Annotated in this window: 21 protein-coding genes; 8 read left to right on the forward strand and 13 right to left on the reverse strand. The window is 45.1% G+C overall.

The window, feature by feature from the left end:
* Nucleotides 1-66 precede the first annotated feature (66 nt).
* Both pdeM and GVO62_RS13800 read right to left on the reverse strand, forming a co-directional pair.
* Nucleotides 67-771, reverse strand: coding sequence for a ligase-associated DNA damage response endonuclease PdeM (gene pdeM / locus GVO62_RS13795; RefSeq protein ID WP_159119723.1), 705 nt, complete (start codon nucleotides 769-771; stop codon nucleotides 67-69).
* A 188-nt stretch (nucleotides 772-959) separates the two neighbouring features.
* On the reverse strand, nucleotides 960-3,566 hold the full coding sequence (locus GVO62_RS13800) for a ligase-associated DNA damage response DEXH box helicase (RefSeq protein WP_159119724.1): 2,607 nt from the start codon (nucleotides 3,564-3,566) through the stop codon (nucleotides 960-962).
* 224 nt (nucleotides 3,567-3,790) lie between these two features.
* Between GVO62_RS13800 and GVO62_RS13805 the strand changes: the two genes are divergently transcribed.
* Together GVO62_RS13805 and GVO62_RS13810 are read left to right on the forward strand one after the other, a co-directional pair.
* Nucleotides 3,791-4,960: a DUF418 domain-containing protein gene (locus tag GVO62_RS13805; protein ID WP_159119725.1), complete on the forward strand. Its 1,170-nt coding sequence runs from the start codon at nucleotides 3,791-3,793 to the stop codon at nucleotides 4,958-4,960.
* A gap of 268 nt (nucleotides 4,961-5,228) precedes the next feature.
* A complete protein-coding gene (locus GVO62_RS13810; protein WP_236547159.1) occupies nucleotides 5,229-5,468 on the forward strand; it encodes a hypothetical protein in 240 nt (79 codons plus the stop codon).
* A 114-nt stretch (nucleotides 5,469-5,582) separates the two neighbouring features.
* Here the strand turns inward: GVO62_RS13810 and GVO62_RS13815 are convergent, their stop codons facing one another.
* Nucleotides 5,583-6,398 (reverse strand): putative porin, encoded by an 816-nt coding sequence (locus tag GVO62_RS13815; protein ID WP_159119726.1) that lies wholly within the window; start codon nucleotides 6,396-6,398, stop codon nucleotides 5,583-5,585.
* A 242-nt stretch (nucleotides 6,399-6,640) separates the two neighbouring features.
* Between GVO62_RS13815 and GVO62_RS13820 the strand changes: the two genes are divergently transcribed.
* The 3 genes from GVO62_RS13820 (at nucleotide 6,641) to efpL (ending at nucleotide 10,124) form a co-directional block, all read left to right on the forward strand.
* Nucleotides 6,641-7,657, forward strand: coding sequence for a ligase-associated DNA damage response exonuclease (locus GVO62_RS13820; RefSeq protein ID WP_159119727.1), 1,017 nt, complete (start codon nucleotides 6,641-6,643; stop codon nucleotides 7,655-7,657).
* Nucleotides 7,657-9,387: a cisplatin damage response ATP-dependent DNA ligase gene (locus GVO62_RS13825; protein ID WP_159119728.1), complete on the forward strand. Its 1,731-nt coding sequence runs from the start codon at nucleotides 7,657-7,659 to the stop codon at nucleotides 9,385-9,387. Before GVO62_RS13820 ends, GVO62_RS13825 begins: the two co-directional genes overlap by 1 nt.
* Before the next feature lie 161 nt (nucleotides 9,388-9,548).
* Nucleotides 9,549-10,124: an elongation factor P-like protein EfpL gene (efpL, locus tag GVO62_RS13830; protein ID WP_105932661.1), complete on the forward strand. Its 576-nt coding sequence runs from the start codon at nucleotides 9,549-9,551 to the stop codon at nucleotides 10,122-10,124.
* A 122-nt stretch (nucleotides 10,125-10,246) separates the two neighbouring features.
* On the opposite strand, the gene GVO62_RS13835 is transcribed toward efpL, so the two are convergent.
* Nucleotides 10,247-11,215 carry a carbohydrate kinase family protein gene (locus tag GVO62_RS13835; RefSeq protein ID WP_159119729.1) on the reverse strand — a complete coding sequence of 323 codons (969 nt, stop codon included), beginning with the start codon at nucleotides 11,213-11,215 and terminating at the stop codon, nucleotides 10,247-10,249.
* Nucleotides 11,216-11,499: 284 nt separating this feature from the next.
* Here GVO62_RS13835 and GVO62_RS13840 point away from each other — a divergent pair, with 284 nt between their 5' ends.
* Nucleotides 11,500-12,672, forward strand: coding sequence for an ROK family transcriptional regulator (locus tag GVO62_RS13840; protein ID WP_159119730.1), 1,173 nt, complete (start codon nucleotides 11,500-11,502; stop codon nucleotides 12,670-12,672).
* A gap of 40 nt (nucleotides 12,673-12,712) precedes the next feature.
* Nucleotides 12,713-13,615, forward strand: a complete 903-nt coding sequence (locus GVO62_RS13845; protein WP_373996021.1) for a homocysteine S-methyltransferase family protein — start codon at nucleotides 12,713-12,715, stop codon at nucleotides 13,613-13,615.
* Nucleotides 13,616-13,671: 56 nt separating this feature from the next.
* Here the strand turns inward: GVO62_RS13845 and GVO62_RS13850 are convergent, their stop codons facing one another.
* From GVO62_RS13850 to ubiG, 5 genes are all read right to left on the reverse strand, one after another.
* Complete coding sequence (locus GVO62_RS13850; protein ID WP_159119731.1) at nucleotides 13,672-14,331, reverse strand: glutathione S-transferase family protein; 660 nt, start codon at nucleotides 14,329-14,331, stop codon at nucleotides 13,672-13,674.
* A complete protein-coding gene (locus GVO62_RS13855; protein ID WP_159119732.1) occupies nucleotides 14,331-14,939 on the reverse strand; it encodes a glutathione S-transferase family protein in 609 nt (202 codons plus the stop codon). The genes GVO62_RS13850 and GVO62_RS13855 overlap by 1 nt, the downstream gene beginning before the upstream one ends.
* A gap of 207 nt (nucleotides 14,940-15,146) precedes the next feature.
* Nucleotides 15,147-16,130, reverse strand: coding sequence for a lipase secretion chaperone (locus GVO62_RS13860; RefSeq protein WP_159119733.1), 984 nt, complete (start codon nucleotides 16,128-16,130; stop codon nucleotides 15,147-15,149).
* Between the two features lie 13 nt (nucleotides 16,131-16,143).
* Complete coding sequence (locus tag GVO62_RS13865; protein WP_159119734.1) at nucleotides 16,144-17,148, reverse strand: esterase/lipase family protein; 1,005 nt, start codon at nucleotides 17,146-17,148, stop codon at nucleotides 16,144-16,146.
* Between the two features lie 250 nt (nucleotides 17,149-17,398).
* Nucleotides 17,399-18,151: a bifunctional 2-polyprenyl-6-hydroxyphenol methylase/3-demethylubiquinol 3-O-methyltransferase UbiG gene (gene ubiG / locus GVO62_RS13870; protein ID WP_159119735.1), complete on the reverse strand. Its 753-nt coding sequence runs from the start codon at nucleotides 18,149-18,151 to the stop codon at nucleotides 17,399-17,401.
* A gap of 167 nt (nucleotides 18,152-18,318) precedes the next feature.
* Here ubiG and GVO62_RS13875 point away from each other — a divergent pair, with 167 nt between their 5' ends.
* On the forward strand, nucleotides 18,319-18,678 hold the full coding sequence (locus GVO62_RS13875) for a DUF2237 family protein (protein ID WP_120962661.1): 360 nt from the start codon (nucleotides 18,319-18,321) through the stop codon (nucleotides 18,676-18,678).
* Between the two features lie 176 nt (nucleotides 18,679-18,854).
* Here the strand turns inward: GVO62_RS13875 and GVO62_RS13880 are convergent, their stop codons facing one another.
* The 4 genes from GVO62_RS13880 to hemH form a co-directional block, all read right to left on the reverse strand.
* Nucleotides 18,855-20,285 (reverse strand): aldehyde dehydrogenase family protein, encoded by a 1,431-nt coding sequence (locus tag GVO62_RS13880; protein ID WP_159119736.1) that lies wholly within the window; start codon nucleotides 20,283-20,285, stop codon nucleotides 18,855-18,857.
* Nucleotides 20,286-20,316: 31 nt separating this feature from the next.
* On the reverse strand, nucleotides 20,317-21,957 hold the full coding sequence (locus GVO62_RS13885; RefSeq protein WP_105932653.1) for an acetolactate synthase large subunit: 1,641 nt from the start codon (nucleotides 21,955-21,957) through the stop codon (nucleotides 20,317-20,319).
* A gap of 286 nt (nucleotides 21,958-22,243) precedes the next feature.
* The gene (locus GVO62_RS13890; protein ID WP_159119737.1) at nucleotides 22,244-22,651 is read right to left on the reverse strand and encodes a DUF4112 domain-containing protein; all 408 of its coding nucleotides are present in this window, start codon (nucleotides 22,649-22,651) and stop codon (nucleotides 22,244-22,246) included.
* 106 nt (nucleotides 22,652-22,757) lie between these two features.
* Complete coding sequence (gene hemH / locus GVO62_RS13895) at nucleotides 22,758-23,837, reverse strand: ferrochelatase (protein ID WP_105932651.1); 1,080 nt, start codon at nucleotides 23,835-23,837, stop codon at nucleotides 22,758-22,760.
* Nucleotides 23,838-23,861: the final 24 nt, after the last annotated feature.

The raw sequence follows: 23,861 nt of genomic DNA on the forward strand, positions 1-23,861 counted from the left end.
CTCAGACTCTGACCCCTTTTTTAATTCTGCCGCGGTAGAAATGTACTCTAACCCTATTTGGGTGGTTCACACTTTAAAAATAATGTTGTCGTAAAGCGTGAAAACCTGACGGGTCGGCTTGGGAAGAAGCGCTAGCATGACGTCTTCGTCTATGTCTAACCCGCCGGTGAACTGGCCGAAGGCTGGCATCACAAATACATTTTCGTTGTTAGTAAAGCATTTGCCCGAGTAACGACGGCGAGAAATTGTGGTGCGATTCTTAGGATGGTAGTGACCGATAACCTGAGCACGAGTTTCGCACATTTCTGGTTCATGCCTGAACACCATGTTATCTAGCACTATTTCAAAACATGGCGTACCCGGAATGCCGTCGGGTAAATCAGGATCGTGGTTACCTTCCACCCACATCCACTCATCGACTTTATCAACAAGCCTACATAAGTGCTGACGGTCTTCAACGGTCATGCGCAACATACTGTGCTTATCGTGAAAACTATCGCCTAAGCTTATTACTCGCTTAGGCTGGTAATCATCAATAATGCCTTCTAGACGCTTAAGCGTGGCAGTGGAATCTAAACTGGGTAAGGGGTTGGCATAGCTGCGTAAATAGCTGCCTTTTTCTAAGTGAAGATCAGACACAATCAGCCAATCGCATGCGGGTAAATACGCCACACCGCGTGCGTCTAACAACCACAGGTAATCTGCATATTTCGTAATTGTGATTTGGCGCTGACTGACTTTTTCAGTCAGCCACGCGTCGGTTATTGCCAAATTATCCTCTTTATTTTTCGTTTGTGAGTTTTTATTACCGGGGTAAAGCTGCGCGTTTATTTAGCGAAATACTATTAAGCTTTCCTGTTCGACGGACTTACCGCAAATGTTTGTTAAGTAAAGCATCAGGCGTGAAGTAAATCGTCAATATGGGAAAGCGAAGTTTGAATATTCTATTAAGTTTCACCCTATTCAACGCTAGCCCCTGAAAGCAACGCTCGAACTTCGTCTAGCATGGTTTCGGCTTCGGCGTATAAATTAGCTTGCTCAATAATAGCTTGCGCACCAGCGCCTTTTACTTGTTCACTGCGCACATCAAGTACTATAGGAATAGCCATGGGCGAAGGTTTTTCAAGGTTCACCAGAGTTGCTGAATCTACGTAGCGAATAAGTAAGTTTGCCAGGCGACGCAAGTCGAGTAACTCTCGCTCAGCATCAGCCCGGGCTACTTTGAGTAAAATATGGTCGCGGTCGTGTTCACGCAACGTATCGTAAATAAGATCAGTTGAAAAGGTAACCTGCTTCATAGTTTTTTGGCTGGCGTGATAGCGCTGTTCAGTCAGCCCACTTACCACCGCCACTTGTCTAAACGAACGCTTAAGCATAGGTGCCTGTAACATCCAATCTTCTAGCTCGTCCCCTAATATATCTGGCTGAAATAGCTGCTGAAGCTGACTTTGCGTGATGGCGTTTACTGATGCTACCGATAATCCGTAGTCGGTCACGCTGAAGCTCAAAGGCTTGATGCCCATTTTCTCCATTCGCCGAGTTAGCAACATACCTAGAGTTTGATTAGCCTTTCGTCCATCGAAGGTGTAATACAAGGTATAGTGCGCTTGCCTAAATGGAAATTGCTCCACCAAAACCCGCTCAGGACTAGGTAACTCAGAAAAGGCCTGCTGAAGGTTAAGCCACTCTTGTACCTGCACAGGTAATGCTTTCCATGAGTTTTGATTGGCCAAGATAGCGCGAACACCTTCCGCTAAATAGGTAGACAGCGGCATTTGCCCACCTGCGTAGCTTGGAATTTTAGGCTCTTTGGCTTTTGCTGGTTTGGCGTGAAGCTGCATATCGCGAATAGCTTCAAAGCGCAGCACCTCTCCTCCAAAATAGAAGGTATCTCCCGGTGTTAATTGTTGAGCGAAATACTCTTCCACCTCTCCGATAATCTTGCCTTGATTTCCTCGACGGATTCGCTTTACTTTAAGCCGCCCCGCTTCAACGATTGTGCCGATATTTTGTCTGTGCCTTTGAATAACACGCCGATTAGCTGGCGAAAAAGTGCCATCGTCGTTTCTTGTCAGGCGCTGGTAACGCTCATACGCGTTTAATGCGCTACCGCCGTCCTGGGTAAACTGCCACAGTTTATCGAAATCATCTCTATCTAGCCCTTGATAAGGCGTAGCAGTGAGAATCTCTTGATATAAAGTATCAGGGCTAGCAGCCTGGCTGCACAAACAGTTCAAGATAAACTGGGGAATAATATCTAACGCGCCTGGCTGTGGGCTTTCGCCGTCTAGCTCTCCTTTTTCAATAGCGGTGATCGCCGCCTGGCATTCCAGTGCCTCAAAACGATTTGCAGGTACAAGTAACGCTTCACTCGGCTCATCTAACCTGTGATTCGCTCGCCCTATCCTTTGCAGCAGCCTGCTTACGCCTTTAGGTGCGCCGACTTGAATGACTTTGTCTACGTCGCCCCAGTCAATACCGAGTTCAAGCGCCGACGTACATACAATAGCCCGCAGCATGCCGCTTGCCATCATGGCTTCGGTTTTCCGGCGCTGCTCTTTACTCAAACTACCGTGATACAGTGCAATGGGTAGCGCAGCCTTATTTGCCTCCCACAACATTTGAAACAACAGCTCTGATTGAGCACGGGTGTTTACAAAAACCAGCGTAGTCTTAGCACTCTCAATCGCTTGATAGATATCGTCGATAGCGTAGCGAGCCATAAAGCCACCAAAAGGCATGCGCGCTTTAGAGTGCAACATTTCAACTTTAGGTTTTTCACCCGCTTTCACTTTTATAATATTAGCTACACTGTCGCTGCCAGCCAGCCAAGCGCCCAACGTCTCGGGAAATGCTACAGTGGCAGACAGCCCAATGCGCTTGCAGTTTGGAGAAAGCACGCTTAACCGTGCGAGAGCAAGTGATAAAAAATCGCCGCGTTTATTGGCCATTAAACTATGCGTTTCGTCGATGATGACACGCTTTAGCTTGCCAAAAAGCTTATCGGCATCGGCGTAGCTCAACATCAACATGAGCGATTCTGGTGTGGTAAGCAGTATGTTTGGAGGCTTTTTACGCTGGCGCTGGCGCTTGTGCGAGGGCGTATCGCCAGTGCGTGTCTCGGCCGTTATCGGCAGCGCCATTTCTTCAATGGGCTGCAACAAATTACGGTGGATATCTTGCGTGAGCGCTTTTAGCGGCGAGATGTAAAGGGTATGTAGGCCGTTGAAACCACCCTTTTCTTTTCGTTTCTTTGCTTGTCTATCTGTAGCCTTTGTTTCGACGAGTTCGTCAGTTTCACTCAACCTAGAAAACTGTCTCGTTTCAGAGGTCTCAATTGGTGCCTCGTCTTCTATCATCTCAGCAAGCTCACTCATACCAAATGTCTCAGCAAGCTCGACTAGGCTAGGTAAAAAGCCGGACAGAGTTTTGCCTGCTCCAGTGGGTGCAATCAATAATGTACAGTCATGCTGGTCTTTCTCCACCAGCATGGTGTGTTGATAATCGCGAAGTTGCCAGCCTTTTTGTTCAAACCAACGGGCAAAGACTGAAGGAAGTGGGGTCATTAATGGTTATCGTTAATACTTTTAGCACTTATACGGCAAAACCTTAGTTAGGTTTACTTGTTACACCTTACGATAGGTGCAGGAAATAATCAGCCTAAGCGCGTTTAATGTTTAGATACACTTTTCACTTCGCTCTTGCGCAATGTCTTAGCGTAAACTTCAGCGCAGGGTTTTCGATCTTCTTAGACTTTACGAATTAGCGATTTTTCTTACAAGGACCGTATATGCGAATTCATTCAATAGACGCCGTTAGAGGCTTAGCCATCCTCGGCATCCTGTTCATGAACATTACATTCCACCAAAACGGTTATGTTAACTACGCGTTTTTTGAGGAGCCGCTGTTATCAGACACGATTATTTCACTTTTCAACACGCTGTTTTTGGATGGACGATTTCGTTCTCTGTTCTGCTTGCTGTTTGGTGCGGGTCTGGCATTACAATTTGAGGCCTGTGAAAAGCGCGGGCGCAATTTTCTAGACTTCTCACAAGCCAGACTTAAATGGCTGTTTGTATTTGGTCTACTGCATGGCGTATTTATTTTTAGCGGCGACATCTTATTATATTACAGCCTGTGCGCATTTTTTATTTTAAAACATTTCACACTTCCTCAAAGTGAACTCAAAAAGAAGAGTATTAACTATCTTATTGTAGGAAGCGCAATCATGTTAGTTGGTGGACTCGTCATGGCGTTTGTTTACGACATGGGGGGTGAACTGCCCACACGACCAAGTGAAACGTTTAACGAAGAAGTGGCCTTGTGGCAAAGCGGCTATTTAACGCAGCTTGGTATTCAAGCGTCATTTATGCTGTCTACGGTTATTGTCGCGCCATTCACTATGCTGTGGCAATCGATGGGGCTTATGATGTTTGGTGCATACTTGTATAGAACAGGCTTTTTCAATCACGGATTTTCGTCACTGACTTTTAAGAAATTAGTGTTGGTTGCTATCGTCACATCCATCATCACTGCACTTCTGCAATTTTTATTCGAACAGGTAACATTAGATGTAGTACCTATGTTTACTAGTATTCCAGCCATTTTCTGCGCTTTGGTTTACGCTCACGTACTGATAAACATAAAACATACTGGGGCATGGTTATATCAGTCGCTCATAAACTGTGGCAAAGTTGCGTTCACGCTCTATATAACCCAATCAATAGTACTCGCTGTGCTCTTCCGCATCATTATGCCGGCCTATTTTCCAAACTTTATTTACAGCGTAACGTTGCTTGATTTACTTCTGGTCACTATCGCCCTCTCTGCAGCGCAAGTTATTTTAGCGAACGTTATTACCAAGCACTTCAACAAAGGTCCCTTTGAAGCCCTATGGCGAACAATGTATTTGCGCAGTTTTTACAAAAAGCAAAAATTGAAACATGATGAGGTAGAGTAGCTCACCTAACACTATGTCGCTTGCATCTTGAAAATTGTGTCTATACTGAACGGTAAACGTAACCTAAATAACTAGGCCTGCTAACCTTTTCTCTGTACTAAAGGTTAACAGGTCCAATGGCTTTTTCATAAGCCATTGAGGTAAAGAGGTATGATAGAAAACCGATTATTTTCCTCGAGCAGCCCATGAAGCGATAGTAGAGGCTGAATCGCTAAACGATCCAGACGTTATCATAGAGCCTTCCGTTTTATTGTATTACCCGTCTTACATGTTTTTCTTCGTTTCAAAGTCGAAACCTGAATTAGCGCTGCGAATTGAAAGAGGGTTAAATATTGCTCGACAAGACGGTAGTTTTGCCGCGTTATTTGAAAAGTACATTAATTTTAACGATGTCAAAAAAGCGCTGAAGCTTTCAGAGAGAACCGTACTCAAACTCGATAATCCCCACCTCTCCAAAGCAACGCTAGACGCAGCACCGGCAGATTCATTATCGACACTACTTCAATAGAACAACAGCATCACTCAAGCCCTCGAGTTATTACTTTAAGCTGTCTCAACTATATGGATGAAGTATAAAAAAGGGCCTGTTAGAAATAAGGCCCTTGCTCACTTAAGTAGCGCATTAGAATCTAAACGTTCCTAACAACGTAGCCGAGCCCAACTGATTCTCGTCGGTATCATAGCCTAAGCCAAATTCGATAGATGAATGCGGGTTAAACCAGTAGTGGGTGCCTAATTCAATAACGTTGTCAGAGCCTATTACTTCATTGCTTTCGTGAATGTAGGTCATTCCCACGCTCCAATCAGGACGGAAGTAATAATCTGTATCTAGCTCAACGGAGAACTCACCATCAAACTGTGTTGCTTTCAATTTGGTATCCCACCCTGGAGAAAACTTACCAGAACGTTGCCCAAAGCTCGTATATCTTGCAAATGCACTGTAGCTGAATTCTGAATCAGAACGCTTTTCGCTAACGCCAGCATTGATGGAACTGAAAAGCTCTTCATTAAGGTGAAAATACTCAACACCAATGCCGTATTCCCAATTTTGATTCGCGAAGGTAGACACTTCTAGAGCATAGCGATTTAACGTTTCGTCAAAGAACCTACTGTCGTTGGTTATACGTCCATAGCGACCTCGAATAACTAACCCGTCTGAGTAAAACCACTCACCTCGTACATTTACGCTGTCGATATTATCAATACCAAAATAATCAACGGAAACATTGTTCGTTCTTTGAAGATAAGGGCTAATCGACCAAGGTTGCTGGTCAATGTTCACTGATTCGAAATAGTAGCGGTAGCTTGCTCCAATAAAATTGTCGTCGGCATCACGTACATCAGAAAACCCTAACGCAACTTCATGCTGAATATCTGTTGATTGGGCAAAAACAGGAAGGGTTGAAATAGCAAGTAAACAAGCGCTTAAACGTAACATTTAGCAATATCCTTATTTATTATGAGTATCCAAAGAAGCTTTTTTAGTAGGGCGTTGAAATTAAATTAAAAGGTCATGTAGTGCAATATCCGAAAGCATATCGACATATTTTGTGACAATTAGTAAAGCCAATGAGTTCAGCACGCATATTGAATTATTGGTCTTACACACTTCAAGTGGTCGTTTTAAGGGACTGATTACGTAATAACAAGCACTCTCTAATTTGGCAGGAATGATAAGTAGTGCATCCATCAACGTGGCTAAAAACTGATGATACCGGCTTGTATTGCGAACCAGGTGAGTTTTACATTGACCCCATGAATGAAGTAGCAACAGCGCTTGTCACCCACGGGCATGCAGACCACGCACGGGCAGGCCATAACAGCGTGTATGCCAGCCCAGAAACACTGGCTATAATGAAAACTCGCTACGGTGAAGAGATGGCGATTCAGCAGCATGCTGTAACGTTAGGAAAAACCATTGAATTTAATGACGTGAAAGTCACGTTTTATCCTGCAGGCCACATTCTTGGCTCTACACAGATCCTAATTGAATATGCGGGCTACCGTGTTGTGGTGTCTGGCGATTACAAGCGTCGACACGACCCAACGTGCCCGCCATTTAAAGTTGTCCCTTGCGATATATTGATTACCGAAGCTACCTTTGGGCTCCCTGTTTTTAAACACCCGCCCATTGAACAGGAAATTGAAAAGCTGCTTCATTCGTTACGGGTTTTTCCCGAGCGATGTCATCTGGTAGGCGCTTACGCATTAGGTAAATGCCAACGGGTGATATTAGCACTGCGCGACGCGGGTTACGCCAAGCCAATTTACTTACACGGTGCGCAGCTAAAACTGTGCGATTTATACAAGCAATTGGGAATAGACTTGGGTGCGTTAATTCCGGTATCTGCGGTTGCAGATAAAAAAACACTCGCCGGTGAGATAGTCATTGCGCCCCCTTCGGCACTCGCCGACAGGTGGTCACGAAGCTTGCCTGCCGTGCGTCCGGTTGTGGCGTCTGGTTGGATGCAAATTCGCGCTCGTGCCAAGCAAAAAAATGCCGAACTGCCACTTATTATCTCTGATCATTGCGACTGGCCCGAATTGCTAAAAACCATTGAAGAAGTAAACCCCAAAGAAGTGTGGGTAACCCACGGCAGAGAAGATGCCTTGATGTATCAGGCTGAGAAAATGGGGTTCAAAGCAAGGGCGCTTTCCCTTGTGGGTTACGATGAAGAAGAGCAAGGAGGCGATTAGTGGAAGCATTCAGTCATTTACTTGAGCAGCTGTATTTCACGTCTGGAAACAAAGCCAAAGCGCAGCTTATAGCTGACTACATTGCCAATACGCCAGACCCCGACCGTGGATGGGCCATTGCCGCTATGGCAGGCACATTGAGATTCGATTTTTTTAAGCGCAATACAGTCAAAAAGCTCATCACTGAACACAGCGACCCCGCCTTATTTGCTATGAGCTACGATTATGTCGGCGAAGTCAGTGAGACAGTGGCGCATTTGTGGCCATACAGTAAGCCTACGGATTCCCTTCCTAGTCTCACCGAGGTCGTTGAAACCTTCGCGTCGGTGAGTAAGCAAAAAGTCTCTGACACACTTGCCAACTACCTAACAGTGATGACACCTGCCCAACGCTGGGCGTTACTAAAGCTGGGCACAAGAGGCTTGCGTATAGGCGTGTCAGCTCGCTCTATAAAACAAATACTGGCCGATTATGGCGACAAAGACATCAAAGAAATAGAAACACTTTGGCATGCGGTTCACCCTCCTTACGTTGATATGCTTCGTTGGCTAGAAGGAAAAGCTGAAAAGCCAGAAATCGAAAATGCGGTAACCTTTCACCCGGTCATGCTCTCTCATCCCATTGAAGATAGCGATATTGAGGCATTTACTGAAAACACATGGCAAATTGAAAACAAGTACGACGGCATTCGTGTACAGCTCGTTGTTAAGTCAAGTAAAGCTTTTAATGATAGGTCTATTGACAGTGATACAACCAATGAGGATGATCCCGAAAAAGCACTCTTTTCCCGCACTGGCGATGACATCAGCCACTCATTTCCCGACTTGCTTGAGTCTGTTAGCGGTAACATGGTGTTAGATGGAGAACTGCTGGTTATCCACAACGTGGAACATGACAATAACTTATCTGAAGGCTCAACCGCTCAAGGTATAACTACTGGAAATACAACGAGTGATAAAAGCGACTTACAGGCTTCGTCCATCGTACAGCCGGATGTGGACACCTTTAATGCCCTTCAACAGCGCCTAAATAAAAAGAAACCAAGTAAGGCGCTACAATCGTCTGCACCGGTTGGGCTTATTGTTTACGATGCGTTAGTGCTAGATGGGAAAGACCTGACGGAACAAACGCTGAAAACTCGGCGCCTAGCATTGGAAAGATGGTTCAGCAAAACAGATAACAAACGCCTGTTTTTATCGCAAACCCTCACCGCTACCAGCCCCGAAAGCCTTCGCCAACTGCACACAGACGTTTGCCAAAACCGGGCGGTCGAGGGGCTAATGATAAAACGCCTCGATAGTAAGTACATTCCCGGCAGGCCGAAGGGTAAATGGTTTAAATGGAAGCGCGATCCACTGGTTGTTGATGCTGTCATGATGTACGCCCAGCGCGGGCACGGCAAGCGTTCCAGTTTTTACTCCGATTTCACTTTTGGTACGTGGGAAAACAATCAACTGCTCCCCATTGGTAAAGCATACTCAGGCTTCACCGATGAAGAGCTAAAGAAGCTGGATAACTGGGTAAGACGAAACGCAGTGGGCCGATTTGGCCCCGTGCGGGAAGTAAAAAAAGAACTCGTATTAGAAGTGGCATTCGACGCTGTACACCCTTCATCAAGGCACAAATCAGGGGTTGCACTTCGTTTTCCACGCATACATAGAATTCGTTGGGACAAACCTGCCAACGAAGCTGATACCTTGGCTAACGTAAAAGCGTTAATAGAGAGTTAATACCAGTCCGCATAGATAATTCCCCACTCAGCGAGACTTATCTATACGGATTGGTATAAGCCCGCAAAAACACTTTCTTCGTCATGCAAAATCGCAGAGAATGGCAAGAGACAAATGATTGGGTTTGTAGCCTGAATAAAATAAAACAATAGGAAGTCGCCATGCCTAAGGCTAGTGAAATTAAAAAGAATAACACCGTGGTATTTGACGGAAAAACGTGCATTGTTCGCGATATCGAACGATCTGTTCCCCAAGGCCGTGCTGGTGGCAGTATTTATCGCATGCGTATGTATGACGTGGTAACGGGTGCTAAATACGACGAAACATTTAAAGACTCAGACACATTGGATATGGCAGACCTCACCCGTCGCCCGGCAATGTTTTCTTATATAGACGGTGACGAGTATGTGTTTATGGATAAGGAAGACTACACCCCTTATCACTTGAACAAAGAAAGTATTGAAAACGAAGCCTTGTTCATTAACGAGGAAACTGACGGCATTCAGGTTGTTATCGTTAGCGAAGTGCCGGTTGCCTTGGACTTACCAATGAGTGTTGAGCTTGAAGTGGTAGAGACAGACCCTTCAATTAAAGGCGCATCGGCAACATCACGTACTAAACCAGCCACGCTTTCAACTGGTCTGGTAGTACAGGTACCTGAATATATCAGCACCGGTGAATGGATTAAGGTCAACACTGAAGAACGCAAGTTTCAAAGCAGAGCAGATAAGCACTAGGCTCAATTAATGCAGTTAGCTCAATAGCCTGGCACTTTTAATATCGCTGTTGCTAGTACTTAGAAATAAAAGAGGGTTCAGTTTGACGTGAACCCTCTTTTTTTAACAGTCTGACAAATAACTTATTTAGCTATATTAGCCTGTGTAGGCAAAGCACTAAATGCGCCGTACTGAGTAACCGTGTAAGCACCGCAGCGAATAGCAAATTCAGTGGCTTCACTTACGTTTTCAAAGTTTTCTGCCCATGCATCAAATTCATCGGCATTTTTTACTTTAGTAGAAAGGAAATACAGGAAACCACCAATAAACGAGTCACCCGCTGCTGTGGTGTCTTTAACATCCATTTTTGGTGATGCTAGCGTGCCGCTAAACGACTTAGTGATATAGTGAATTGGCTCGCCGCCATCAGTGACCAGCACCACTTTAACGCCGCTATCTAACCACTGCTGCACTTTTGTATCGGCATTTTCTTCGCCATAAAGCTCCGCGAGCTCTTCACGGCTTGCTTTTAGTATAGACACTTTCTTCGCCGCTTCGTCTATACGCGTTGGCGCGTTGGCGGTGTCATCCCAAAACGCTGGGCGATAATTGATATCCAAGCACACCATCATGCCGTTTTCCTTCGCCTTGTTTAGAATAAACTCAGTGCCAGGAATAAGCTCAGGGCCTGAAATCGAACCCGAACAGAAGTGAAGTACAGTATTTTTATCGCAATCGATTGTCGATAAATCTTGCTCTGAAATGTGCTTGTGTGCTGCATTATCGACGTAAAAGTCGAACGAGCGCTCGCCGTTTTCATCTAAATTAACAAATGCTAACGCGGTATTACCTTCTTGTGTTGTCCACACGAAATCTGTATTAACGTTGTAGTGCTCAAGCATTTCTTTAAGGAATGCGCCAAAAGTATCGTCGCCAACTTTTGATACCATTGCACTCTTACCACCGAGCTGAGCAACGGCAACAGCAACGTTTGCAGGTGCACCACCTGCATAAGGTTGAAAAGGTTTCATAGCTGGTATATTGCCATCTTTGGGCGCCGCACCTTGGCTTAACATATCAATAAGCACTTCACCTAAACATAAAATTTTCATACCAGCCTCGCTCAACAAAGTTCAAAATAGACGTTTAAATTTATGCCAAAAACACAAAGTTAACGAATCGTTAAATAATTGGGGCATAGTATTGTCGAAAGAAACAATTAAATCAACCCAATTGATTTAAAATCATCCTAAAGAATTGTAGGATAAGCTTGCGTAATTTTAGACCAGTCTAAAATAGACACCCAGAAGCACGCGCTACGTTAATTCTTAAATTTGATACACGGCTAGCTTGTTATTAAACTCTAGTCTCTTTTAATGGACAGATTGTAATTACATTGAATATTGAAACGGCTTTTCACCTGCCATCCCAAAGGATGCCTTTACTACTTGATGCGCGCTCAACTAATGAACGGGAAATCCTTACGCTCATTCGTCAGCGTATTGCATTACCCAAGGCTGAAATCGCTCAATTAACCGGTTTGTCCGCGCAATCCGCTACGGTAATCATTAAAAAGCTAGAAGCCGATGGTTTAGTAAAACGCTTAAAGCCTATTAAAGGTGGTGTAGGTCAGCCAAAGGTTCCTTTTGGCATTAACGCTAATGGTGCATTTGGCGTCGGCCTCAAAGTGGGACGTCGTAGCTTCGACATGACACTGCTTGACTTAAAAGGCAATGTAAAAGCAACACTTCACGAGAAGTCTGACTATCCAACGGTTAGCAATTTACTTAATTTCGCAAAGCGTGCCTTCAACGTGCTCATTAAGAATCTTGATACCGACCAACAACGCCTTGTTAGGGGTCTAGGCGTAGCCATGCCCTTCGAGATTTGGAGTTGGGCAGAGGAGGCTGGAGCTCCGAAAAATGAATTGGAAGAGTGGAGAGAATTCGATCCTCAAAGCGCCCTTGAAAGCCTCCTCAACTTACCGGTATTTATTAAAAATGACGCTGGAGCGGCGTGCAGCGCCGAAATGTCTTTCGGAAATCCTAAACGCTACGAAAGCTTCTTATATATTTTCGTCGGCACCTTTTTAGGTGGTGGTCTTGTCTTGAATAACCAGCTGATAAACGGAAAAACGGGCAATGCAGGCGCTATTGGCTCTTTACCATTTTTTAGCGGCACGTCGCAGCGCCAGTTGATTACTCAATCTTCGCTCTATTTGTTAGAACGGGCACTCGTAGACGCTGGGCAAAACGGCAAACATATTTATGAATCGCCTTCACACTGGTCATGCGACGAGGGCGTCATTGACTATTGGCTTTCAGAAACCGCCAAGGGATTAGCATTTGCAGCTCAATGCGCAATGAGCCTTTTGGATGTAGAGGGTGTAATCATAGATGGTGCTATCCCTAATGACGTTAAGGAATCGCTGGTTGAAAAAACCAAAGGGGCGATGGAGCACCTTGATATGCGGGGGCTTTCAAAGATACAAGTGAGTCCTGGCCTTGTAGGCGCAAAAGCGCAATCTATAGGCAGTGCAAACTTAGCGCTCCAAGCAAACTATTACTAATCATCTAAGAGTTCAAGACAGCGTTGGGGGCGGTATACCAGTGAGAGAAAAGCACATTACAATTCTAGATGGCGGCATGGGGCGCGAGTTAAAAAGAATAGGTGCGCCTTTTAGACAACCCGAATGGTCTGCTTTAGCGCTGATGCAAACGCCAGAATTAGTCCGAGAGGTTCATGCTCATTTTCTTGAAGCAGGTGCCAGCGTCATTACAACCAATGCATATGCACTAGTGCCCTTTCATATTGGCGAGAAAACATTTAACGAGCAAGCATTTAAACTAGCCGAGACCGCTGCCAGACTAGCAAGAGAAGCCGTCACCGCTCAGCAGGCAAAGCAAGCCAGCAAATTAACCGTGGCTGGGTGCATTCCACCGGCGTTTGGCTCTTATCGCCCAAATTTGTTTGATGCCAGTCGACTAAGTGAAATACTTTCACCACTTATCGATGCCCAAGCTCCCTATATCGATATTTGGTTAATTGAAACGGCCAGCTCCGTGGAGGAAGCAGAGGCAGTGGTATCACTTATCAAAACCCTTTCTTCCCGTCCTGTTTGGCTGTCGTTTTCGTTGCAAAATCGCGCTTCATCAGATGAGCCGTTAACACTTCGCTCTGGCGAGCCCCTTTCAGATATCGCTTACCTATTATCTCATGTCGACAGCGTGCTTTTTAACTGCTCACAGCCCGAAGAAATGGAAAGCGCAATCACTATTACACGCCAGATGAACGCTACCATTACCATTGGCGCTTACGCCAATAGCTTTTCAGAAAGAAAGCGTAGCCATGAAGCAAATGCGCTTCTCTCTGAACTGCGTGACGACGTCACACCCGAACGCTACTTAGATTATGTTCAAACGTGGATAGCGGCAGGCGCGGATATCGTGGGAGGGTGTTGCGGCATTGGGCCCGAGCATATTAAGACTATAAGCGCGTTCGTAGAAAAATAAACGCGCTAGCACCGCAGTATGATTAGTCTCTTCAAATAAGCAAGGAGCGAGAGAGCCTACCTAGTCACGACGTTTTTAGCCCCTTTAAGCAGCGCCTCTTTATCTATCTTATTAGGCACTTCTACGCCACGTCGCGCTGCTGGCCTTGCTTCAATGCTGTTCTTCCAGCGAATGAGATTATCCAAGCCTTCAATGCTAACACCTGACCATTCGTAAGTACGCACCCAGCACCAGTTAGCCATGTCAGCAATACTGTAGTTGTCTACTAAGTATTCACGATCCTCTAGCCTGCCATCGAGCACGGTGAACAGACGTCGAACTTCGTTTTGGTATCGCTCGATAGCAACAGGGATTTTTTCTTCTAAGTACCGATGAAATACGTTCGCCTGCCCCATCATAGGGCCAATTCCACCCATCTGAAACATTAGCCACTGGATAACCTGGCTTTTACCCTTAGCATCACTCGGCAAGAACATTCCGGTCTTTTCAGCGAGATAAATCATAATGGCGCCAGACTCGAAAACAACGTGGCCATCGGCTTTTCTATCTACGATAACGGGTATACGTCCATTCGGGTTCATGGCTAAAAACTCAGGGGTTTTCTGCTCGCCTTTCATTAAATTAACCGTATGAGCAGTGTATTCAAGACCCATCTCTTCTAAAGCCACCGACGCTTTCCAGCCATTGGGCGTTGCCGCAGTATATAAATCTATCATTAGGCTTTTGCACTCGCTCTGCTGCTCACCGCGTCGTACCAGCGGGCTAAATTAACATGCTCTTCACTCATACGTATTTTTACAACTCGGGCAAAATCCATAGCACATAACGCCGTTATATCGGCAATAGAAAAAGCATCTCCCGCTATGTATTCTTTTACAGCAAGTCGGCGCTCTAAAATATTGAGATATTTAGACGCATTTATACCCGCCTCTTTGCCATATTCTGGTACCGGCGTCATGCGGTCTTTGAAATAACCCGTAGTATGTTGGAAGCACATACCAATTTGCATCATAAACGCAAGCTCTACCTGCCGCTGCCACATTGATATCGTGGCTTTTTCAATTGGCGTTGTTCCCATTAACGGCGGCTCTGGCTGAAGCGCTTCAAAGTAAGTACAAATGGCATCGGTTTCAGCAATACACGTGCCGTCATCGAGCTCTAAAATAGGAATTTTACCCAGCGGGTTTTTGGCCCGCATTTCTGCACTTAAATTTTCCCCTTTCTGAATGTCGACTTGAACATAGTCAACATCAATGCCTTTTTCGGCTAAGAACATACGTACTCGGCGTGGGTTAGGAGCGGTCTTCGTTTCATAGATTTTCATAGTGATATGACTAGCCTCGCGAAATAACAATGGAAATTTCGGTAGAAATAACGTTGAAATTAACGGTGTAAGTTAATAAACAAAATCTAGATTAGTAAGAGTATTGCACGCTTTCAAATCACTTCGTATAGCGGTGACACTATTCAGCGTTTTTATGGTCTTACCATATCATTGCACGCTCACTGTGCTTTGTATCTGCTTGCCTTGTCATCGCGCTGTAAGCACCTTAAGACGTTTAATCTCGTTCGCAGTGAAGTGCTGCCTTTGGTATTCCGTAAGCGACTCACTCATCGTTTCAGGTGAAAGCCCTTGCTCCATCAACCCATCCCTAAAACGTGTGTATGCTTCTACTTTTGCCTGCCAATGAGCTCGCTCTTCCCACGTTTTCGCAAAGCGCTGGGCGACCTGTGTTCCAAATTCAGCAGCCACAGCATTGAAGCGATCATTTACATTACTATACGTGTTTTTAATTTCATTGATGCGGTGCATATTCAATGTAGGTTGAAAGGCGTTGCGCTCAGCGGGATTTCCCGCCTTCAGGGCGTCTACTATAAGCGCTTTTCTCTCTTCTTTTGAAAGCGTGTCTTCCTGAGCAATGCTCAATCTTGCCAATGCCGCTTCGTCGACTTGTGCCTCTTGACTGAATAAGTAGTGATATTCGTTGTCGGTAAAATACCTACGCCGTATGTTTTCTCGCTCATCTAACTTAAAGGTTACATCTCGTAAATTGTGCGCGGACAGGTCTATCTCTAATTCCACAGACGATAGCGCCACCTTATAATCAACGTAGCGAGAAAATAAATCTGCTGCTGTATGGGCAGACTCCTCTGTATATTTCGATATAGTATGGTTCGAATAGTCAAGTTTAACCACATGGGGGAGTTCGGAGGTTCGCTCGAATATAAAGCGGTCGAAGATGTCTTTTGTTGTGTAATCTAAGATGAAGACTTCAAGGCTAGTATCAGTTGAATCAGTCTTATATTCAGAAATATAGTTTGTCGCGTGAACGCCTGAATCGTCTTGTTGGCTCGCCCTTTCTTTGTCGAACTCGTCTTCACCTTTAAGGTTATCTTTTGCATTCGGCAAAGTCGCGCCCGTTTCTGACACGATAAAGTCTGAGTTGATATAGTAGAGAACGCCAACGATAAGGAGAGCACTCAGCCCTCCTGCGGTGATAAAACGCCAATTCAAGGTATATACCTCATTAAAGGCCTAGGCCTTTGAGACGGTTTGCTTGGCGAACAAAAACATCAACGGGGTTGGTTTCAAACCAATGTGTGATGCCGAAGCTCTGATTGACCTCATCAAGATGATTCATCTTGTAGTTATCTTTGAGCACTTTACCTAAATGTGAACTGCAGGTTGAGACCAACCCATCGTTTGGCTCTTTAAACGCAGTGCCAGTTATCGCCAAAAATGGATCTACAACATCTAACGCATTAGTGTAAGTTTTTCCGCCGCTCCACGAGAAATAATAAACACCGTTTTCAGCGAGCATTTTGCCATCGTTACGACAATATGCCGTTGGCATCCCTTCTGGGTATTGCTGATTAAAGGCCACTGAACCAGCAGTTGAGAGTGAATTAAGGGCGGCAATTGAATCGGTAGGCTTGTCTCTTGGGTCTGAGCCCGAAGCAATTTCGATAATATTGGCAAATGCATCGACGACAAGCCCAGTTGCACCTTCACCAACAGAGCCCTCTGAAAAGGCATCTCGCAATTGGTCGGCTACTTTACTTCCCCAGTTTACACCTGCTACCGAACTTACCGAGGCAACTTTTTCAGGCGCGACACTGGCAGCGTAACGCGCTGTTGGTCCCCCATGGCTGTGACCAATTAGATTTACTTTGTCAGCACCAGACAATGCTAAAACTTCATCGATGTATTCTAACAGCTGTTCGCCGCGCACTTCCGTAGAATTAGCTGGTGAGACTTCGGCAATATAAACCACAGCGCCGTTTCGGCTGAGTTTATGCGGAACCTTGTAGAAATAATCGACAAATAAAATATCTTCAAACCCAAATAATCCGTGAACAAGTACAATTGGGTGTTTAGTTTTTGCGTATGTGCTTGAATGCGCTTGTCCAGAAAAGCCTACAAACAAGCAGAGCAACGTCAATATAGCCGCGAAGGTGCTTTTTCTCGTTTGATTTAGTCGCGTGTGGTTGGTTCGTGTTTGGATTATTCGTGTGTATTTGCTTCGTGTCATAGTGTGTGCCCCATAATTTTGGTAAATACCTGGTCTGTGGTCAGACCTTTGTTATGATTATGTAAACACAATGTAAAGATCAAGCTTTACTAACAACTTTTAATAAAGCGCTCCCGCAAATACACGTCATTTCTAGCCATGCCGTCTAGACAATAGTTTGCGAATTCAGTTAGCTAGCGCTAGCTATTGGGTATGCCTCATAATACCATTTCCATCTTTCATACAGAGCATAAGCATAATTTATAGCCAGCTATTCATCTCTGGAATAGGTTTGAATAAAGTTTACGGCAAGACTTGGTGTCGTTAACCACTCACCTTTTAACGGGTTTAATTTCATTCCTACTTGATATTTTAAGGAAAACGCATCCCCGACCCACTGTTGTAACTCGCTAGGTTTCACGAATTTTCTCCAATCGTGAGTACCAACGGGCAAATAGCGCATAACATATTCAGCGCCAACAATTGCAATGATATAGCTTTTAAACGTTCTGTTTAATGTGGCTAAAATAAGAAGTCCGCCTGGTTTCACTAAACTCGCACATTCCTTTATCAGTTGCTGTTGATCTGGTACATGCTCGACCACTTCAGCATTAATTACGACATCATATTGAAGTCCTTCGCCCACAACTTCACTGGAGAGCATATGTCTATAATTAACATCCACACCGCTTTTTTCGGCATGCCGCTTGGCAACTTCTACGCTGACCGCGCTGGCGTCTATGCCTGTTACATGAGCGCCCAATTTTGCTAAGGGCTCACTGATAAGGCCCCCACCACTGCCAATATCAATCATTGACAGAGTTGAATAGTCTGGGGGTAATTTACCCTTTCCGAAATGATTTTCTATCTGCGCTTTAATGACATCTAATCTCGCCCTATTAAAATCTAAAGCGGTTTTATATTTCCCTTTCTGATCCCACCATGATTCGGCGAGCGCATCAAAGCGCGCGATTTCATCCTCAGAGAAATTACTTCCACCTGTTTTTTTGCTTTTATCGAGCACGATTTTTTACCTTTAAACGTAATTACACTATGGCTTCACACTTGACCCTCAATACTTAGGGCCATAAGGTGAGCAGAATAGGGTTATAGACTTGACGCGATTTACATTCTTATGTTTTGACAAAGCGACATCAATATAAAGATACGTTGTAAAAGAGGGTTCTGATTTTGGCAAACGCAAAAAATGTTTATGGTCGTCCACTGCAGCTGTGTTGCGGGAATGCGGGTTTTACTAGAGAAGGGTTTTGTTATGTCCCAGATGCAGATGTGGGCAACCACAGCGTTTGCGCCATAGTAACCGATGAATTTCTTCAGTTTTCATTACGACAAGGAAATGATCTTATTACTCCTTGGCCTAGCATGACATTTCCCGGTCTGCTTGCCGGAGACAGGTGGTGTTTGTGCGCGGCTCGCTGGTTACAAGCTTATGAAGCCGGAGTGGCACCTAAAGTTCGTCTTGAAGCGACGCATGAAAAAGCGCTGGATATTATCCCGCTGTCACTATTGGAAGAATATGCAGCCGATTAGGCATTTATCTGCACCTTTGGGAAACGTGCAATGAGCTAAACGGTATAATTTACAATCTACATCGTTGTATTCAGTGAATTGAAGTAATGAAAAGGGCATGTCGGATAACATGCCCTTTTTTTACTGCGTTAGCAGTGTAACGTCAGTTAAGTTTACTTAGCTGAAAACTCACCAAATTATTGTGGTGTTCGAATTACCATAAGTCGAGTTTCAGACATATCTTCAATGGCGTAGCGAATTCCTTCGCGTCCAAGACCTGAGTCTTTCACACCGCCGTACGGCATATTGTCTACGCGCCAGCTTGGCACATCGCCAATGACGACGCCACCAACCTCTAGCACGTCCCATGCTTTGTGTGCTTTATAAATATCGCGAGTAAACACACCGGCTTGGAGCCCATAACGACTGTTATTCACTTCGTTAAGTGCTTCGTCGTAGTCATCGAACGGCACTAAGATGGATAGCGGGCCAAACGCTTCTTCGGCACTGGCATCGCAATCTTTCGGTACATTTTCCATGACCGTAGCTTGAAGCATGGCACCGTCTCGAGTACCACCACACAGGATAGTTGCCCCTTTGTCTTTCGCTTCTTCAATCCAGCCATGGAGGCGTTCAGCCTCCCCTTCAGAAATCATTGGGCCGATAAACGTATCTTCGTCAGATGGATCGCCAGATACTAGCGCTTTCACTCTTTCTACATAGCGAGATTTAAATTCATCATATATTTTGCTGTGCACTAACAGACGCTGAACACTGATACAGCTTTGTCCAGATTGATAATAAGCGCCCACAATGACGCGGTCGATGGCGTCTTCAATATCGGCATCTTCGTCAACCACGCACGCTGCGTTACCGCCAAGTTCCAACACTACAGGCTTCTTTCCAGCTTTTGCTTTAAGCGCCCAGCCCACATCGGGTGAACCAGTAAAGCTAAGCAGCTTTAGTCGCTCGTCTGTAGTGAACAAATCAGCGCCATCACGACTACACGGCAGAATTGAGAATGCGCCTTTTGGTAAGTCTGTTTCCGCTAGTACTTCACCAATAATAAGTGCGCCAATAGGAGTGCGCGACGCTGGCTTAAGAACAAATGTGCAGCCCGCAGCGATAGCTGGCGCTACTTTGTGGGCAGCTAGGTTAAGCGGAAAATTAAACGGCGATATAAACGAACATGGGCCAATAGGTACTTTTTTGGTCATACCCTGATAGCCCTTTGCGCGGGCTGATATCTCTAAATTGACCGTCTCGCCATTGATGCGCACTGACTCTTCAGCGGCAATTTTAAACGTGTCGATAAGGCGACTTACTTCGCCTTTCGCATCTTTGATTGGCTTTCCTGCCTCAATGCACAATGCTTGCGCCAGTTCGTCTGCGCGCTCAGTAAAGCGCTTCACGCAGTGCTCTAATACGGCTTGTCTCTCATAAGGTGCCATCGCCGCCATTGCAGGCTGGGCTTTTTCAGCAGCAGCAATAGCTTTGTCAATAACACCCGCATCTGCTAACGCAACCTTGGTCGCTACCTCTTGGGTGTATTTGTTAGTTACATCCAGGTCGGTATTAGCATAATGTGGTTCACTCGCTAGATAATAGGGGTAGCTTTCCTTTAACATCGTTGACTCCTTAACGTTATGTTGCGTTGGCTTAAAGCTTAGCACTTAGCTCTTTAATCGTATGATTTAGTGTTTTGTCATTCATGCTGTAATCAACGGGACAATCGATAATGTGCACACCTTTTGTGTTCAAACACTTATCCACCATGTGAATGAGTACGTCGGTATCATCTACCCGCCAGCCCTGCGCGCCATAACTTTGCGCATATTTGACAAAATTAGGGTTGCCGTAGTCTAAACCAAACTCATCAAACTGCATGTTTGCCTGTTTCCACTTGATCATACCGTACGCATCGTCACGCAATATGATCACAACAAGATCTAGCTTGAGCCTCACTGCGGTCTCAATCTCTTGGCTATTCATCATAAAGCCACCGTCACCGCAGACACTTAAAACAGGGGCATCTGGATTGACGAGTTTAGCGGCAATGGCGGAAGGCAAACCAGCACCCATTGATGCGAGTGCATTATCTAAAAGCAGTGTATTTGGGTGATAAGCGGGATAGTTTCTGGCAAACCAAATTTTGTAGATGCCGTTATCTAACGTAACAATGCCGTTGTCTGGCATTACCTTACGTATATCTCGCACTAAACGCTCGGGTAAGATAGGGAATCGGTTGTCATCTTCCGCTTCGGCGCGATGTTCGACATAGGCTTGATGCACGTCTTTATAGAAATCGAGTTTCCAACTATCTTGCGGGGTAATTCCTTCTTTTATTTGCCAAATGCTATTAGCAATGTCACCAACCACTTCAAGTTGAGGAAAGTAAACCGGGTCTACGGCTGCCGAATCAAAATTAACATGAATCACTTTTTTGTCGTTGTGGTGCATGAAAAACGGTGGTTTTTCTACTACATCATGGCCCACATTAATAATGAGATCTGCACGTTCTATCGCTCTGTGAACAAAGTCTCCGTCAGACAGCGCCGTATTCCCAGCAAATCGAGAATCGCTCTCGTTAAGCACGCCCTTACCCATTTGCGTAGTGACAAAGGGAATACAGGTTTTATCGACGAACTCTCTTAACATTTTGGCTGTTAGCTTACGGTTTGCACCTGCGCCGATAAGTAGTAAAGGGGATTGTGCGTTTTCTATCATGCTAATAGCTGAAGAAATTGCTTTATATTCAGCAATAGGACGACGAGCTACGCTAGGCTTTAACAGCGGTGCGCTCGTTTGCTCTGCCGCTATATCCTCAGGAAGCTCTATGTGAACTGCACCCGGACGCTCTTCAGAGGCGAGTCGAAATGCCTCCCTTACTGTAGAAGGGATCCTGTCACCACTTACAACTTGGTTGGTAAACTTGGTAATCGGTCGCATCATGTCGACAATATCAATCACTTGAAAACGACCTTGCTTACTGGTTTTAATGGGCTTTTGTCCAGTAATCATAAGCATAGGCATAGCACCTAACTGAGCATAAGCCGCTGGAGTCACTAAATTGGTAGCACCCGGCCCGAGGGTTGATAAACATACTCCGACTTTTCCTGTAAGTCGTCCATAGGTAGCAGCCATAAAGCCTGCTCCTTGCTCATGACGAGTTAGCACCAACTTAATCGAAGACTCACGCAACGACTCTAATAAGTCGAGGTTTTCTTCACCGGGAATACCAAAAACGTATTCCACACCTTCGGCTTCTAACGCTTTCACAAATAAATCGGACGCTTTCATGTGCTGCACGCTCCTTGTAGAAGGGTATATTTTAATAGATTGTGATTGATTCCTACGGCAACAGCATAAAAAACGATTGATATTTTTTTATGACACGTGAGTCGATTGTTATGTTCAGCCCCTTATTTCACTCGTTAATAAGAGAATAAGGGCCGCCCCATGCTTATCGCATGTAGTGTATAAGTTATGCGATAAATAGGTTTGTAGTGAGGGTTTGAGACATGAGTAACAAAGCCAAACCGAGGGCTAATGGCTTGACCGATACTTTAAAAGATCACGCTATGACCTATGGGTTTTCACTTTCCCACTGCGCTAGCTTAGCTTGGGTAGCGGCATCAACGTTCACTTTGTTTTCGCTTATCCACCAGCGCTCCATAATGCGAACGTTTTTTTGATTCGCTTTATAAAACACGTCAACGATATCGCCGATGAAAGGAACAAAACCTAAACCAAAATCGATGGCCGAGTTTTTAACCATCTGCGCAACAAGCGCTTTCGGCATACCTAAAGATTTTCCAAGCCAAACAATGCGCAACGATACAAACAGCATAAGCGCGTCACCCGCGCCAGGGATAAGGCCAATAATGGAATCCAAACCTATTCTTATTGGAATAAGAGGAAGCTTTACCGCCGTATCTAGCAGATTCGCTAGTTTTTGTGCTTTAAGTAGTGCCTTGGGTGCTTTTGCGTCCACGTTGTTCTCTCCCTTTAATCGTATTGCTAAACCCTATAGCCTGAGTGAAAAGCGGCCGGTGAAAATAAATGCGACTGATTTAGACCAAATCGAGAATAATGCGCAGCTACTTTTCCGCGCCCAAAGCTCTCGCCAATCCAGCACGCAGACCATTATCAGATTCTACTGTCCAGCCGTGCAGGTTTTCTTGCACTATGTCAAAAAGCACATCGATATGTTCTTTGTCGCTGTTTAGTGCGGCAATATATTCATAACGCTCTCCACCTGCTTCCATAAAGTACTCGCGGTTCTCTTCACCAATTTCCTCAATAGTTTCAAGGCAGTCTGCTGAAAAGCCTGGGCACATAACCTGAATCGATTTAACGCCCTTCTCAGGCAAAGATTTCAGGGTTTCATCTGTATACGGCTTCAACCACTCTTCTCGACCAAAACGAGATTGAAACGTTGTCATGTATTCGTCGTGTGAAAGCCCAAGTTTTTCAGCAAGTAGTCGTGACGTTTTATGACATTCACAGTGATACGGGTCGCCGTTCATCAAATAACGTTTAGGAATACCGTGATAAGACAAAATCAGCTTATCTGCTCTACCATGCGTTTCCCAGTGGGCTTTTACCTTGTTGGCAAGCGCTGTGATAAAGTTATCGCGGTCGTGATAATGATTTACAAAACGAAACTCAGGAAGCCAACGGCGCGAGGTGAAATCTTTGGCAATAGCATCAAAGGTTGAACCTGTTGTCGACGCGCTGTACTGCGGGTAGAGGGGTAAAACCACAAGCTTACGCACGCCTTTTGCAAGCATAGCTTCAATTGTGTCTGATACCGCTGGCTTGCCATAACGCATGGCGAAATCGACAATAACATCGTCGCCGTATTTTGCCTTACAGCGTTCTGCTATAGCACTCGCCTGCGCTTTCGTGATTGCCATCAGAGGCGAGCCTTCTTCGGTCCAAACCGTTGAATAGGCCTCTGCCGAACGCTTGGGACGAATATTTAAAATAATGCCGTTAAGAATAAACCACCAAATCGCTTTTGGAACTTCAACCACACGAGGGTCAGAAAGAAACTCTTTCAAATATGGGCGTAACGCCTGTTTAGTTGGTGCTTGCGGTGTTCCTAAATTTGTTACTAGCACCCCGATTTTGTCAGCTTGCCCGTGGGTGAAACCGTTATTCGATTTGTATTTCATCTATGCTTATTCCGAGAAGTACTG

Source organism: Alteromonas sp. KUL150 (assembly GCF_009811475.1).
Lineage (GTDB): Bacteria > Pseudomonadota > Gammaproteobacteria > Enterobacterales > Alteromonadaceae > Alteromonas > Alteromonas gracilis.

Bases quoted from the DNA above. Each gene is read 5' to 3' on its own strand.
- GVO62_RS13805 (WP_159119725.1), top strand. From the start codon at position 3,791: ATGCGAATTCATTCAATAGACGCCGTTAGAGGCTTAGCCATCCTCGGC.
- GVO62_RS13850 (WP_159119731.1), bottom strand. From the start codon at position 14,331: ATGATAGATTTATATACTGCGGCAACGCCCAATGGCTGGAAAGCGTCG.
- GVO62_RS13855 (WP_159119732.1), bottom strand. From the start codon at position 14,939: ATGAAAATCTATGAAACGAAGACCGCTCCTAACCCACGCCGAGTACGT.
- GVO62_RS13865 (WP_159119734.1), bottom strand. From the start codon at position 17,148: ATGACACGAAGCAAATACACACGAATAATCCAAACACGAACCAACCAC.
- hemH (WP_105932651.1), bottom strand. From the start codon at position 23,837: ATGAAATACAAATCGAATAACGGTTTCACCCACGGGCAAGCTGACAAA.
- efpL (WP_105932661.1), top strand. From the start codon at position 9,549: ATGCCTAAGGCTAGTGAAATTAAAAAGAATAACACCGTGGTATTTGAC.
- GVO62_RS13800 (WP_159119724.1), bottom strand. From the start codon at position 3,566: ATGACCCCACTTCCTTCAGTCTTTGCCCGTTGGTTTGAACAAAAAGGC.
- GVO62_RS13835 (WP_159119729.1), bottom strand. From the start codon at position 11,215: ATGAAAATTTTATGTTTAGGTGAAGTGCTTATTGATATGTTAAGCCAA.
- GVO62_RS13810 (WP_236547159.1), top strand. From the start codon at position 5,229: ATGTTTTTCTTCGTTTCAAAGTCGAAACCTGAATTAGCGCTGCGAATT.
- GVO62_RS13880 (WP_159119736.1), bottom strand. From the start codon at position 20,285: ATGTTAAAGGAAAGCTACCCCTATTATCTAGCGAGTGAACCACATTAT.
- GVO62_RS13885 (WP_105932653.1), bottom strand. From the start codon at position 21,957: ATGAAAGCGTCCGATTTATTTGTGAAAGCGTTAGAAGCCGAAGGTGTG.
- GVO62_RS13815 (WP_159119726.1), bottom strand. From the start codon at position 6,398: ATGTTACGTTTAAGCGCTTGTTTACTTGCTATTTCAACCCTTCCTGTT.